The 15853-nt window shown below is 36.6% G+C and carries 5 protein-coding genes, 1 rRNA gene and 1 pseudogene; 1 reads left to right on the forward strand and 6 read right to left on the reverse strand.

Going from position 1 to position 15853, the window contains the following annotated elements; genetic code table 11:
- Window positions 1–150: 150 nt before the first annotated feature.
- The 5 genes from rrf to ACFIML_RS06650 all read right to left on the reverse strand — a co-directional run bounded on the left by rrf (window position 151) and on the right by ACFIML_RS06650 (window position 12586).
- Window positions 151–265: ribosomal RNA gene (rrf, locus tag ACFIML_RS06630) — 5S ribosomal RNA — on the reverse strand.
- 1350 nt (window positions 266–1615) lie between these two features.
- Window positions 1616–5059, reverse strand: coding sequence for an autotransporter outer membrane beta-barrel domain-containing protein (locus tag ACFIML_RS06635; RefSeq protein WP_375687707.1), 3444 nt, complete (start codon window positions 5057–5059; stop codon window positions 1616–1618).
- A gap of 135 nt (window positions 5060–5194) precedes the next feature.
- Window positions 5195–6943, reverse strand: a complete 1749-nt coding sequence (locus ACFIML_RS06640) for an autotransporter outer membrane beta-barrel domain-containing protein (RefSeq protein ID WP_375687709.1) — start codon at window positions 6941–6943, stop codon at window positions 5195–5197.
- A gap of 141 nt (window positions 6944–7084) precedes the next feature.
- A complete protein-coding gene (locus tag ACFIML_RS06645) occupies window positions 7085–9433 on the reverse strand; it encodes an autotransporter outer membrane beta-barrel domain-containing protein (RefSeq protein ID WP_375615242.1) in 2349 nt (782 codons plus the stop codon).
- A gap of 630 nt (window positions 9434–10063) precedes the next feature.
- A complete protein-coding gene (locus tag ACFIML_RS06650) occupies window positions 10064–12586 on the reverse strand; it encodes an autotransporter outer membrane beta-barrel domain-containing protein (RefSeq protein WP_375607276.1) in 2523 nt (840 codons plus the stop codon).
- Between the two features lie 2359 nt (window positions 12587–14945).
- Between ACFIML_RS06650 and ACFIML_RS06655 the strand changes: the two are divergent.
- Window positions 14946–15548: pseudogene (locus ACFIML_RS06655) on the forward strand (integrase arm-type DNA-binding domain-containing protein); the annotation flags it as partial.
- A gap of 110 nt (window positions 15549–15658) precedes the next feature.
- Here the strand turns inward: ACFIML_RS06655 and ACFIML_RS06660 are convergent.
- A partial coding sequence (locus ACFIML_RS06660) for an autotransporter outer membrane beta-barrel domain-containing protein (RefSeq protein ID WP_375607277.1) occupies window positions 15659–15853 on the reverse strand: 195 nt, incomplete at its 5' end.

Here is a 15853-nt window from a genome sequence, read left to right on the forward strand (position 1 = left end):
GACTGAGTTAATAGGGAGCTTCATTTTTTAGTTTAGGGGGAGAGGCGATCAAGAGAATATTTAGACCAGCCTGTGATGCCTTAAAAACAGCTTCCTTGAGGCTGTGGTAATGTAAGGTTTATACATTGGTCTTCTGCATGCATTTAGCAGATCTGGCGGCGACTTGCTCTCCCTTGCCTTAAGGTAAAATATTATCAGCGCTGGAGCGTTTCACGGCCGAGTTCGTGATGGGATCGGGTGCGTTCACTCTGCTATAACCACCAAGTCAGCAAAAAGCATGAATGATGAAGAGTATGTGATGAATATTGCCTATAAGCTTCATGAAGTATTGTCCTTTGAAGTGTGGTGATATGAAGCGGTTAGTTGCTTAAATCTATATGTTTGAGACAAAAATTAAAGCGGTTTAATATTCTCTTCTGCTGTTTTTAGTTTTTGTATACCAGATTGGAGAGAGCATCCAGATTTGAGTGAATATAGTGCGATACCTTTGTTGGCGTAATATTTGAAATGGGGAGGTGATCTTATTGGGAAAGAATAAAGAGGGTAGAAATCAGCTTCCCTTTGTACCACTGTCCTTTAATTTAGCTTTATGTCTTTCAAAAGTATCTAAAGCACTATCTGTTAAATAATGAAGATTACACATTGTTTCACGCTTTTTTTATTGTGTTTTTTACTGGGGGGATGGCTTTCATACTCAACAAAATACTCAAAATAGAATGGATTTGTTATTCCTAATTCACGGCCTTGTTTTAAAGAGATATCTAAGCTCTCAAGTCTATTTCGTGATGGTGTTTGTGGGGCAGTGCAACGACATCTTTGATGCAACGGTGCTTGTGAATGGTATAATAAGAAAGTTCCCATGGAAATAATATAAAATCTATAGGGCGCGACCATCTTTATGCTTAATAAAAGAGCAAGTTGATATTGTTATATTTTTCAACACTGTCATATTTTTTGTTTGATCCCAATGTTGCTACAGCCCTTGGCACTTGAGATAGTTCATTAGAGGCATTTTTAATCTTTTCTTAATAGTTTTTTATCCCCATGGCTCTTCCCTCTTGTCACTTGTAAGAAATATGGTTTTTGTTGCTTCAACATGGAACAGGTCTAAAATGAAAGAATCTAACGATATTCTGGATTCTCATTTAACATGGAAAACAATTAATTGTCTTTATAAATCAATATCTTGTCTTATAATGGAGCTGCTGTAGCATTGAGATTTTAGAGGAAAAACATGCCTTTAAGAATTTATACCAGATACTAGTCTTTATAGCAGGTATATTAAATGCACATCATCTAAAATAAATGGAGCGTCTACAGCGAAGAAGGTGCTGATTTTTTTAAAATCCGCATGAATGCTTATTCTGTTGTGCTATAAAAACATTATCGCTTGAGGTGTGGTCATAATATAAGACATAAAAATTTTATGCGTGGGGTATTTTGATGAGAGATTGTTATGGTATTCAGTTTTTTATTCAATACGCAAAAGAAATATTATAAGTCAAAATCTTCTTTGATGTGATAATGATTTTTGAGAATTAAAAAATGTATAAATTTAAATAAAAAAGCAGCACTTTGTGCTGCCCTTTTATTTAAGTTAAAATTAACTTCTGCTTTAGAAACGATAACGTATCCCGCCAGAAAAATTGGTGCCAGATACACCGGCTTTTTGCAGTTTTTGCCGATAGCTGATATCGGCGTTTAGTACGATATTTTGAGAAAGATATGCATTCACCCCCATGCCTCCCTCAACTGAAGAGCCGGTAGGATCAACATGAAAGGTATCAGCAATTTTTATTGTTTTACCATCGCCAAAAGTTCTGATAACATTCATTTTACCATAGAAGGAAACAGCCTTGTTTTCTTCAACAGCCATTATCGTTTTTGTTAAACGTCCACCAAAACGGATCAACCATTGATGTGGATTGCCCATGTCTACTTTTAAGCCATTGGTATCTGAGAAAATATCAAATATGAGATTTTGATAAATGAATTGAGCTTGTGGTTCAAAGACCAGCCCTTTTGTATCGGTTGCTAATTTCTGACCAATGGTTGCAGATATATTAAGCATCTCGGTACCATCTAATTTTGCGGCATTCCCAACAAGAGCTGTGGTAATATTTCCTTTTAAGGTTCCGTAAGAAAGAAGAGCGTTGACATATATACCATTGCTATGCTGGATGCCGCTATAAGCGGTAAGTGACCATTTATCAAGCGTTGTCTTTTCAGAATCTTGCATCTCTTTTGGCGTAAAGGCAAGCTTTCCGTACGTTCCTAAAAGACCAAAATATGCGCTTATGTCTTTGCTTTCTAAGGCGGCTAATATGCCTCCTAATTGTAAGGCAGTATAGTTTACATCAGCACCATAACCATAGTGCAGTGGATCGCGGTTGGAAGATAGGGTGACCTTCTCGCCGTAGGAAGAGAAAAAGATACCATTCTTTTTATTGTCTTTTGCCCCAAATACTGTTGTGCGCATATTGTCTAACAACGTGTTTTGATTGTTTACATCAGTAAATCCAGCAGAAAATAAAGTATTAGATATGGTTAAATAGTTTGCTACCTGTGGTAAAAGGGCTCGAACTTTTTTGTCTTTATCAATGTAGGCATTCTGTAAGCGGAAATCCCAAAAATCATGATTATTTTTGCCAAAAAGATTTTGGCTCTCATGAGATGTTCCTGGTTTATAGCCTGTGAGTACATATTTATAAGGTTGTTCACCTATTGTCGTATAGTTTCCTGCTAACGTGAAGGAATTTTCATTTGCTTGTCCGGAAACTTGAATGATTGAAATCCCATGTGTCCCTAAAGGAAGTGACGCCATGCGTTCTTCCCAAATAGCAGAGCTATCGGTTTGGAGATTGATGTGAACAACAGTACTCCCTGAGACATCGCCATTAATCACAACGCGATCAGTTTGTTGTTCCGTGATAGGAGAATGTTTATCCCATTGAGTGTTTACATAAATCTCTGCAAGACCCGCTGTACTATAAACCGCTGCTGTGTGAGTTGTTTCGTCTTCTTGCGAAAGATTAGGTCCTATAAACAGAGTTTGATAATGTCCCTCCACTGGCTTGTCAAACATAATGACACTGTTTGTAAGGTGCAATTCAGAAAGATTAGAGTATGATTTTTCATCAACACCAAACTGTCTATAGTCATTTAAAATATTATCATTATTTGTGACATTTTTATTCGCCTTTAAAAGCCATTTCGTCCTCTCTTTTAGATCAAAAACTGTTCTATTATCTTCAGAAGTTCTTACCCGACCTTCTAAAGAAGAGTGGTCTGCAACTAATGTAATGGTGTTTGTGGAGGCACTTTCGTTCTTGATATTTTTTAATAAAATATCGGCATGAACTTCTGAATTTTTAAGGTTGACTTCTCCGTTTACGCCTGTTCCATAAAGGTTGATACCGCTACCATGTTCAACGAAAAGCTTTGTATTCTCTAGGGTTACTTTATCAGCAATATTGGCTACATCTTGTTCTTGAACGGCATTGGTGTTCTTTTTAGCATTGCGTGTATATCGTTTTCTAGGGGCATTATACGGATTGTTGCGGAAAATAATACCGTCTGCTTCATAATTTCCCGTGACATGTACGCTTGAATCCTTAAGTTTTATTGTGCCCTCCATGTTTACCAAAGCAGCTGTTTCTGCTGTTGCAGTAATGCCTGTAGCATCAATTTCTCCACCATCTGATACGCTTAGTGCAACAAAACGCGCATCAACTGTTCCCCCTATCATGTTGACTTTTGAATTATTTCCCTCTGCATGTACAGCAAAACTATTGTCTTGAATTTTTTTGTTATGTAACGTTATGGTCTTACCGTTTTTAGCTTCAACTCCAGTGCTTATATCCTCAATTTGTGTAGACTTTTCATATTGTTTTATCGGTGATATTGGTTTTTCAATCTCTGGTTTTTCATACATTTTTTGTGCAGATGAAGATTGCACTGGCGCTGGTTTTACAGATTTTGGTGGTACCTGCAATGCTGGTTTTCCAGTTTCTATTCTTAAAGATGTTTGCTGTATGCGTTCTGACTCTTTAGGCACTGGTGATTGTTCTGCTGTTGGTCTTGTAATGCCCGCCTCTGTAGATTCAGAGTTTCCAGATAGCTTTTGGGCAGATGTGGGTTGTGTGGGCGTTGGTCGTACAGATTCTGGTGATCGTGATGATGTTGGCTGTGTGAGTTCTGGTTCTTTAGACGTTGGTGATAGCTCTGTTGCTGGTTTTGTAGATTCCGCTCTTGTAGATTCAGAGTTTGCAGGTGTTGGTTGTAAATTGGGTGCAGATTGTGTCGCTTCTGATTGTGAAGAGACAGCAGAATTTGGAGGCGTCTTTTCGCTGGAAGAATCTGTAGAAGAGGTGGTGGCTCCTGAACGCCTTCTCGATTTTGCTTCCATTCCTGTTGTTGAAGCTGTTCCTTTTGTTAAAACTATCTTTGTTGTTGCAGTTTCTTCTCTCGTTGGAGCTATTTCTGTCGATGGTGATTGTGTAATATCGCTTTGTGTGGCTGTAAGGCTAGACTGTAAACTTTCTGTCGTTTTAGTTTTTGATGTTTGTATACTTTCTCGAGCATGCCTATGCTTTTGTTTTGAGGAAGAAGTTGTATTTTCAATGGTTACATTTGGGAATGTCGTTTTTCCTTTAGAATTTTGAGAAGAAGCCTTGGACGTTTCTGTGTTTTTAGGGGGTGTTTCAGGTTGTGTAATTGTTCCAGGTTCAGAAGAGTCTGTCGAGGTTTTAGGCTTTGTAGGGTGTTCAGATGATTGGGGGTGTGTTGAAGAATTTGTCGTCTCTCCATATGAAGAGCGTGTATATCTCCTTAATTTTTCTCCAAGTTGCATGTGAGGAACGACAGTGCTTGTAGGAGTAGACTTTGTAGGTTCATTTCCGGTAGGATGAGGGGGGATGATCGTTCTTTTGGAGTCAGATGTTGTCGGGGGAGAAGAGAGATCTATCGTTGGAGTCATAGCATGAATAGCATAAGACAAACTGTTGGAAGAATAAAACAGAACTCCGGAAACTGTGTATAGTAAGAAGCTTTTTTTCATATGGATGTATTCCTAAAATATTTCCCCCTCTCTCATAAAAAGTAAAACTTTGACCTCATTATGTCTCTTTTGTAAGAGACAAAACGAAACATAATAAGATCTCTTCATATTTCAAGATAAGGAATACAAGTATTTTTAAAAGTGATAGCGCATTCCAGCGGAAATATTTATTGCAGAGATGCCAGCTTTTTTGAATTTATGTTGATAGCTGAGATCACTATGAAGCTGAATATTTTGTGATAAGTGTGTGTGAATACCAAAACCACCTTCGATTAAAGATCCCATAGCTGCAAGCTGAAAATTTTTACTAAAAGTTTTGATCATGTTCAGTTTGCCGTAGAAAGAAACAGCATGTCCTTTGTTTTGCGTTAAACGTCCGCCAATACGGAGCAGCCATTGATAAGGATTACTTATGTCTATTTTAGAGTTATCGTCATCTGAGAAAGAGCTCCTATCTGATAAAGAACCAAGCATGAGACGTTGATAAACAAGTTGTGCTTGCGGTTCTAGGATTACACCTTCCAAACTGGTTGACAGTTTTTGACCAACAGTTGCAGCGGCTCCTAATGTTTTACTATTCTTCATTTTTGAGGTATGTTTGATGAGAGTTGTAGCGTGATTTTCTTTGAAAATTCCATAAGAGAGAAAGGCACTTGCATAGATGCCACTGTCATGCTGAATATTTCCATATGCGGTGAGTGACCATTTATCAAACATATTTTTTTGAAAGCTCTCCTTGTTTTTAGGAGTAAAAGACAGTTTCCCATATGTTCCGAAAAGACCAAAGTTGCTGCTGATATTTTGATCTTTTAGCGCTATTAGTGTTGCTCCTGCTTGCAATGCAGCATAGCGAATATCTGCTTGGATACCATCTTGTTTTGCTTGAACCTTAGAAGAAAAGGTGCTTTTATTGCCATAAGAGGATAAGAAAACGCCTCTCTCTGGATGATCTTTGGGTTCAAACATTGTTATTTGCATATTGTCTAACAAGATATTTTGATTGTTGACATCACTAAACCCAACAGCAAACATCGCAATAGGCATGGTTAAAGAACTTTCTCCTTGTGGTGTAAGAGTTGTGCTTTTTTCTGTTCCATCAAGAGAAGTAGAAGCTGCGGTTGCTTTATCATCATCTGTAAGTTTAGAGGAGCTCTCTGTCGCAGCGGTAGCGGTATTCTCAACCTTTGGGAGCAATTTCATATGCGCTTTTTCTGATGTATTAAGAGTTGTTTTTGATTCCGAGGAAGTGGTGTTTGTTTGGGGATCAATATCAGATTGCGAATTTTCATTTATTTTAGGCTGTCTCATTCCATGATCTGTTCTTGTGAATGAATTGTCCTTGTGTTGGGCAGCAACGTGAGCGGGTGGTAATTTATCACTAGCGCGTCTTTGTCTTGTACTGGAGTCAATAAGAGGTTGTTTATTCTCTTCAGATGCAGGAGGGGTTGGTTCTTCTTTTTTCTTCACGTTGGTTATTCCATCGTTGTTCAAAGTCTCTAATACTGCTTTGCGTAAAGTATTGGAAAGTTCCTTGTTTTGTCCTTGTAAAGCACTATCCAATTGTACTGCTTTATGTAATATTTCTGCTTTATTTTGCAGTTTAGACCAATTACGATTGTCTTGGCTCATCCATTCTTGGCGCGCAGCATTAACACGTCGTTGGTTATTGGCATCAAGTGCTTGATTGAAGTGCGAATTATCCTCCATCATGGCGCCAGAGGCTATCTTTTCAAGATTTTTTTCTGCTTGTGTTGGTGTGTTTATTAAATCAATGGCATGGCGTTCCTGGGGGCTTAGAGCAGAGGCGGTGCTGGTAGATGTGAAATTAAAAGAAGAAAAAAATAAAGCACAAGCGGCTGTACATAACAAAAGATTCTTATGCATAGAGATGTTCCTTAAGATATTTTCTTTATTTTGCTAAAAATGAACCACTTTTTGACACATTACGGTTTTTTGTAATGTAGTTAAGCAGCACTGTTTTCATCTCAGCGCTGCTTATGCGTCAAAATAAAGAGCTAAAATTGTTTAAAAGCGATAACGCATTCCTCCGGAAAAATTAATTCCAGAGAACCCAGCTTTTTGAAGTTTATGTTGGTAATTAACGTCAGCATGAAGTGCGATATTTTTAGAAAGTTGCGCGTTAATGCCAAGCCCACCTTCAAGAGAAGAGTCCATAGAATCAAGATGGAAAGAATCAACAATATCAATTGTATTTTTCTCACCAAAAGCTTTAATGACGTTCAATTTACCATAAAAAGAAAGAACACGATCTTTTTCAATAGGAAGTATTGTTTTTGTTAAACGACCTCCAATACGGACCAACCATTGATGAGGGGTCTTTATATTAACTTGGAAGCCATCAATATCTGAAAGAGTGCCAAAGGCAATATGTTGATAAATAAGTTGTACTTGTGGTTCAAAGGACACCCCTTCAACACCAGTTGCTAGTTTTTGTCCAACGGTAGCTGATATATTTAATGTATCCGTATTGTTTAATTCTGTGGTGTTGCCGATAAGGGCTGTTGTAATATGTCCGTTTAAAATGCCGTAAGAGAACAGTGCATTAATATAGAGACCATTGTCATGGTGGAGATTTCCATATGCCGTAAAGGACCATTTATCCAGTATGCTTTTGTCAGAACCTTCCATGTCCTTTGGCGTAAAAGCGAGCTTTCCATATGTGCCTAAAAGACCAAGATTCGCGGTTATATTTTGATTTTCTAACGTTGTTAATGTCATGCCTGCTTGTATAGCAGCATAGTGAACATTAGCACCATAACCATATTCCAATGGACTACGGCTGGAAGATAACGTCATCTTGTTGCCATAAGTCGATAAAAATATCCCTTTTTGTTTATGACCTTCTAATCCAAAAACTGTTGAATGCATATTATCTAACAGTGTATTTTGATTGTTTATATCAGCCAAGCCAGAGGAGAATACTGCATTATGCATAACCAAATAGCTTGCCATTTGAGGAACAAGAGCTTTGATTTTTCCTTCATCATCAAGAGTCGCATTTTGTAGACGGAAATCCCAAAACTCTTCACTTTCTTGCAAAAGACTTTGCTGTTTGTCAGCTCTCCCACGGCTGGATGTTGGTCCATAGCCATTTAATACATATTTATAGGGTAATCCATCCATTGTAGTGTAGCCATTTACCAGCGTGAAGGCGGCTTCCTCTGCTTTTCCAGACACCTGAACAAGTGAGAGACCACGCGCATTCAAAGGAATGGAAACTTCATCATCATCGAATGGTTCTGCACGCTTTGAAAGATTGTTGAAATAGATCGTTGTGGTGCCTGAGACATTACCATGAACGAGAACACGGTCAGTTTTTTGTTGTTCTTTTATAAGACCATTACTCCATTCGGTATTAAAGTAAATCCTTGCGTTGCCCAATGCATTGTAAACCGTTGTTGTATCGAAGCTTCTGTTTTGCTCTGCTTTTGCAGCTTCAGCTATTGGCTGTTTTCCCACATGCAAGGTCTGATACTGATTGTCTGCTAGTTTATGCGGCGCATTAAATATAATAGAGCTATTATTAAGGTTCAATACTGAGACAATAGACTGTGCACGTTGTTTAATATCAGTGAGCAAGTATCCTTTAGAGCTGTCAAATTCTTTGTCTACTTCAAATTGACTAATCTTTAGGGACCACTTGCTGTTATTGTTGAGAGTAAAAATCGTTGTATTTTGAGGTAAAGTCTTTGCTCGTCCTTCTATAATCGAATTGTCAGCGCTTAATATAAAAGTGCGAGGATCGATATCTTTTGAGTTTTCTGGGATTTTGTTTTTTAATAATATATCAGAACGAATTTCTGAACTTTTAAGTTCTACCTCAGCAACAGATTTTGCATAATCTGGTCCTAGAATACCAATACCATTTTCAACAAGAAGTTTTGTGTTGGTAAGAATTGCTTTATTGATAACTTTTTCGCCCTCTTTTACTTGGGAACTTGGGATGTAATCAAAAAGGATACCACGACTTTTGTGATGTCCGGAAACATTAATGATTGAATCTTCAATATGGATGATGCCGTTTGAAATTTCTAAACCACGGGAATTTGATTTTCCTACAGTTTTTTTAGCATGAATACGTCCACCTGTTGTTGCGGTAAATAAATTTGAGTCTGAACGCATTGTTGAATTTGTAATGGTGATAAAGGCTTTGTCATCAGCAACCACTGTTGTATATGCGCTGCGGATAAAAACGTTATTAAAGGTTTTTTCTTCTCCTGCTTTATCCGCACGAGCCATAACCATTGTAGGAGCTGATGTATTTGCATAAGTTGAACCGAAATGAGAAAAAATCAAAGTTCCAGCAATTGTACATAACAAAAAATTTTTCTTATAAATATATTTCTTACACATAGATATGCCTTTAGTATTTGGTATGCTTTGATGCTTACTTCATTCCCCTGATGGCGCAAGTACCCAGACAGTTTCTATATCATTATGTTTTTATTGTAAACAACAAAACGAAATATTGCGTCCTGTTCTTTATCGTTTAAAAAATGATTTTAGAAGAGTTTTTAAAATAGAAATTGCAGTGAGCAACTATGAATTGTAGAAAAGCTAGATTGATAAGTATTCCGTTTAAAAGTGTTAAGAAACAAAATATTTTGCAAGGATGTTTGTTGCTTAAGGCTGTTGTTATGAAAACTCTACAAAGTTTTTGGAGAAGCTATTGTTGTGCGCTTACAAAAAGCTTTTAATTGATTTTCTTACACAGAAAATTATTTATTACGTGTTTTAAAATACAAAAAAATTTATTAAAAACATTTGATTTTTATAAATCAAAAAGGCAGCTCTCTTGAGAATCCAGTATTCATTTAGAGATAACAGATTTTGTTACATTTGGTTTGAGTGAGATTAATTGGCTCAAGAAAGGTGGTAGAAAGATCGTTATTGACGGTTCGTTCCGATAGATTGTAAAAAGGCAGCTCATTTGTACTGCCTTTTATTAAAATGAATAGAATATAAATTATTTTTTGCTTTTTCTTAAAACTGATAGCGTATTCCGCCTGAAAAGCTTGCTCCAGATATACCTGTTTTTTGAAGCTTATATTGATAGTTAACATCAGCATGAAGTGCGATATTTTGTGATAATTGTGCATTTACACCAAGTCCACCTTCAAGGGCAGCTCCCATAGAATCAAGGTGGAATGATTCACCAATCTGTATCGTACCATTGTTAGAAAAAGCTTTAACAATATTCAATTTACCATAGAAAGAAAGAATATCGCCGTTTTCAATAGAAAGCTTCGTTTGCGTTAAGCGTCCACCAACACGCACTAAGTATTGATAAGGATTTCCCATATCCACATCAAAACCATCGACATCTGAGAGTGTGCCAAGCATGAGACGTTGATAAACAAGTTGTGCTTGTGGTTCAAAGACCAATCCGTTCCTACTGGTTTCGAATTTTTGTCCAATGGTTGCTGATGCACTGAATGTATCAGCATTTTTCAATTCTGCAGTCTTTCCTATGAGAGCTGTGGTGATATCTCCCTTGAGCATTCCATAGGAGAAGAGTGCATGGATGTATATCCCATTATTATGGTGCAGCCCACTATATGCAGCAATTGACCATTTATTGAGTGTACTCTTGTCAGCACCTTCCATGTCTTTAGGGGTGAAAGCTAATTTCCCATATGTCCCTAAAAGACCAAAATTGGTGGTCATGTTTTGATCTTCTAGAGCTGCTAATGTAATGCCTGCCTGTAAAGCTGCATAGTGAATATCGGCACCATAGCCATATTGTAATGGCGTACGGTGAGAGGATAATGTCATCTTATTTCCATAAGTCGAGAATAAGATTCCTTTGTTTTTATGATCTTTTGTCTCAAAGGTGTTTTCCTGCATCGAGTTGAGTAAAGTGTTTTGATTGTTTATATCAGCCAGTCCAGCTGAGAATAGTGCGTTAGGCATGGACAAATAGCTTGCCACTTGAGGAACGAGAGCTCTGATCTTTCCCTCATTATCGAGAGTCGCATTTTGCAAGCGAAAATCCCAGAAATTTTGATTTTTTTCCAAAATGTTTTGTGCGTTGTTTGCTTGTCCAAGGGATGATGAACCGGTATTTTGCGCTTCTTTCTCTTTTGGTGAAACGCCTTCAATCATTTTTCCTGATTCTGATATCGTATAGATTGTGTAGTCTTTGAGGGTATTTTCTTTTGATTCTTGTGATATTCCGCTAAAATGACTTTGTGTGCTATCGGCTGTCCCATGGCTGGATGTTGGACCATAGGCTTTGAGTATATATTTATAGGGCAATCCCTCCATTGTGGTGTAGCCGTGTGCAAGTTTGAAGGAATCTTCATTTGCATTTCCAGAAACTTGAATGACTGAAAGACCACGCATATTCGAGGAAACAGAATCTTCAGCTTTTAATATCTCACCTTTCGCAAGGTTCTTGATATGGACTGTTGTGCTGCCTGATACATCACCATGAATAAGGAGGCGGTCAGCTTTTTGCTGTTCTTTTACTAGACCATCACTCCATTCAATATTAAAATAAATTTTTGCATTGCCTGTGGCATTGTAAACTGTATTATAAGTGCTTTCTATATCGGGGATTGTACTTCCCTCAGGTCTACGAACCTCAGCTGTTCGCCCTACATACAAGGTATGATAATGATCTTTTTCCCGCCCTTGCGGTACCTTAAATATGATAGAACTATTATTAAGATTCAGTACTGAAACGGTAGAAAGGGTTCGTTGTTTAATATCACTGAGCTCATAGTTAAACGTATTAAAGTCAGTATCGACTTCCTCTTGAGAGGTCTTTAAGTACCATTTGCTCTTGTTATTCAGAGTCAAAACTGTTGTATTGACTTTTAAAGTTCTTGCTCGTCCCTCTATTGTTGAATTATCAGCGGTTAATGCTAAAGTTACAGGAAGAGTATCGTTATCATAATATTTACGTTTCGTTTTATTTCTCAATAATACGTCAGATCGAATTTCTGAGTCTTTAAGTTGAACTTCAGCAACGGCTTTTGAGCAGTAGGGACCAAGAATACCGGTACCGTTTTTCACAAGAAGTTTTGTATTGCTAAGAACAATCTTATTGACAACTTTTTCTCCACTTTTCAGTGAAGAATCTTTTGTTTCATAAAAAACGATACCACCGGCACCTCCTCGTTGGACGGTTATGGTTGAATCTTCGACGTCGATTATACCATTCTTTGTTTCTAAACCTTTATACACTGTATTGACTTCAATTTCTTTAGCATGAATGCGTCCACCTGCTGATACAGAAAGTGCAGACATTTCCGTGTGTATTGTTGATTTTACAATTGTGATAGCTGCTTTATCATGCGCTAATATTCCAGGTCCTTTATCGCGGACAAGAACATTATTTAAAGTCTTTTCTTCTCCCTTATTTAATTCAATCTTCCCAAAAATTCCAGGAGTTTCAGGAGCCGATGTATTTGCATAAGTTGAACCGAAATGAGAAAAAATCAAAGTTCCAGCAATTGTACATAACAAAAAATTTTTCTTATAAATATATTTCTTACACATAGATATGCCTTTAGTATTTGGTATGCTTTGATGCTTACTTCATTCCCCTGATGGCGCAAGTACCCAGACAGTTTCTATATCATTATGTTTTTATTGTAAATAACAAAACGAATTATATTGATGGTGTTCTCTATGATTTGAAGTTTTGCTTCAGAAAAACTTTTTTCATGATCATAAAAAGTTGAGAAAAGTGGATTTCATAAAACCTCGCTTGGTTAAGCTTATGCTAAAAGCACTATGAAGTATGATATTTAAAAATTGTCTATTAAAGATAATCGCTATAAAAGCTCTATAGTGTTGAGATGTATTATTTGATGCACTAACCAAAACGATCAGCAAATTTTTTCTGCTATAAGAAAAAGAGATGAGGGGGGCTATTCACAGGCTTTCTTTAAGGAGGCTAAGGGTAGCAAAGCCTATTTTTCTAAGGAAGCACAGCCCATTTCGCGACGGTGTTCATGAATGCTATAACGCTAAAGCCGTAGAGTTCCATCATATTTACGCTTACGAAGGAGCAAGCCGATACCTTTACGCTTAATAAAAGAGCAAGCCCGTCACACATTTTGCTAGCTCCCAATATTTGTGATAAGCCCTTGGCACTTGAGACAGTTCATTATAGGACTTCTCAGGCTTTTCTTATATAACTTTGCTTCACACGCCAGCTCTGCTTGTAATGTGCAAGTGAATGATTTTGATTAGTTCAACATGGAACAGGTTTTAAATGAGAGAGATTACGATATTCAAGATTTTAATTCAATATGAGTAATGATAAATTATCATTATAAATCAATATTTTGAATATTCAATTTAAAACATCTTTTATTGATATAAAAAGAACTTTATTGAGTGATTTCATTTTATAAATGAAAAAATTAGCTTTCTTGAGCATTTTGTATATGAAAGATAAAGCGCTTGTTGTTAGATTTTCTTTTCATGCATTAATTTTCTCAAAACTGTTTGTTTAGAAGAACCAGCAATGGAAGTGTAAATAAATCTTTATAGATAGCGACAACACATCGTAAAGAAAGAAATTATTTTATTGCTATAATAGATTGTAAATAAAAAAAATACAGTCCGTTTTTTTGTTAATAGTAAACGGATTAATATGCTTATTTTTTATAATTTTTATATTAAAATTGGTAGCGTATTCTATCAGAAAAACTTGTCTCGGCTACACGTCTTTTAAAGTTTTTTCTGATAGTTTACATCAATATAGAGAGTTAAATTGTGAGATAATTGTGTATTGTGCTAAACGCACCTTTAACGGCAGAATCTATCGGATTAAGGTAAAAATGAATACCAATCTGTTTAGTATCATCAATATCAAAGTTTTTTAAGGAAGTTCACTTTCTTATATAAGGATGGGGTATGGTCTTCTACGGTCCTAACAATAGTTTTTGTTAGATACCTACTTATCCGGACTAACTGGGGAGGCTGTCTGATTTAATTTTAAGATTATCAATATGTTAAAAGTCGTTAAAAATCAAATCATTAGCACACAAACTATGTTTGTGGTTCAAACGGTTAGTTCTCTGATTATTTTTTGCAAATTTTTGACAAATGATTGTTGAGGCAATTAACATTTTTACAGCATAACTTTAATAGTATTTTTATAGAAGTTTTAGAGATATTTGCTGTCCAGATATCATAAGGGAAGAGTGTAGCCATATGAAAACACTGTTATGCTCTTATATTATAAGCTATGATTGATTATTTATCCGGTATGTTTTTTTTCATTTTCTATATCCTTTGGAATAAATGAGAGTGGCTGTAGGTTTCCTATCTGTTTTAAATGTGCAGTGGTTAACTTTTCATTTTTCTAATATCATCTTTGCTTGGACAGCTCCATGGTGCATATTTGCACCATATCTATCTTCAAAGAAGAGCATAATTGAACGGTAAAGTTGTTGTACTTCCATAAGTGAAAAAGCAAGAAATCTTCTATTTTTTAAGATTTATTCTTAATGCTGTTATCTTTATATTATCTAGAAATACACTTTGCTTAGCTTTATGGGAAAATTCGATGATGAATAGCTGCGCAATCCATGTGAAGAGGAAGAAAAGCGTATTTAAGTAGAAAAGAAAACACTTCAGGAAAAAATGGATTTCATGTACGAAAAGGCAGCATACTTTGTGACATATTCTAGATAAAAATACCTTATCTTTTATCTTGATAAAAATGGTATAATATACTGATTTATAATGATAATTTAGCGTTACTTTCATTGAGTTAGAGTTCTGAATAACGTAAGATTCTCTCATTTTAAACCTGTTTGTCTTAAATCAAGAAAAACCATTCTCTTGCATACCACAAGCGGGGCTGGGCGTGTGGGTAAAAAATGTATAAGAAAGGACTAAAATGGCTCTTATGAATCGTCTCAAGAGCCAAGGGCTTTAGCAACACCCACGAGCTGGAAAATATAATGATGGTGCCGGATTGCTCTTTCACAAACGTAAAGATGGGGGTACTCAATGGATTTACCGTTATACCATTCATATACCATTCATGGGCGCTGTCGCTAAATGGACTTGGGTGCTTTGAGAGATGTCTCTTTAAAACAAGCTCGTGAATTGGCAAACCCAATAGCGTTCTGTTCTTCGTGATGGTCATGATCCCATTAAAAAACGTGAGAAACGAAAACGTGAGGCAATGCGTAATCTCCATTACTTAAAAAACATTGCCTTAGATGCTTTTGAAAGTCGTAAAGCTGAATTAAAAAATGATGGTAAAGATGGAAACAGGTTTTCACCTTTAAAACTCCATATTCTCCCCAAATTAGGCTGTCTGCCTATTTCAGAGATTACACAAATAGAAATACGCAATATCCTCGCTCCCATCTGTCATACAAAAGCTGGAGATGCTAATACAGCACTGATGCGTCTCAAGCTTTGTTTCAAACATGCTGCGGCGTTGGGTGTGGATGTTGATTTACAGGCAGTAGAAAAAGCAAGGGCTCTCTTAAGGAGGGATAGTGTAGTGTTATTAGGATTTATAAAGCGAAAAGGCAACACGATGTGCTGCCTTTTTTGTTAATGCATAGAAAAGAAATACGCTATTTTTACAGCCTTGTATTAAAACTGATAACGTATTCCTCCTGAAAAGCTTGCACCAGATATACCGGTTTTTCGAAGCTTTTGTTGATAGCTTACATCACCATGAAGGGAGAAATTGTGAGACAGTTGCGCATTGATGCCAACGCCGCCTTCAATTGCAGGTCCCATAGGATCAAGGTCAAAATCTCTGCCAATCCGGATGGTACCATCATC

This window comes from Bartonella sp. AC62GZZY (genome assembly GCF_042196525.1).
Taxonomy (GTDB): Bacteria; Pseudomonadota; Alphaproteobacteria; order Rhizobiales; family Rhizobiaceae; genus Bartonella.

Excerpts from the sequence above, each read along its gene's own strand:
- ACFIML_RS06650 (WP_375607276.1), bottom strand. The coding sequence starts at position 12,586 with ATGTGTAAGAAATATATTTATAAGAAAAATTTTTTGTTATGTACAATT.
- ACFIML_RS06640 (WP_375687709.1), bottom strand. The coding sequence starts at position 6,943 with ATGCATAAGAATCTTTTGTTATGTACAGCCGCTTGTGCTTTATTTTTT.
- ACFIML_RS06635 (WP_375687707.1), bottom strand. The coding sequence starts at position 5,059 with ATGAAAAAAAGCTTCTTACTATACACAGTTTCCGGAGTTCTGTTTTAT.
- ACFIML_RS06645 (WP_375615242.1), bottom strand. The coding sequence starts at position 9,433 with ATGTGTAAGAAATATATTTATAAGAAAAATTTTTTGTTATGTACAATT.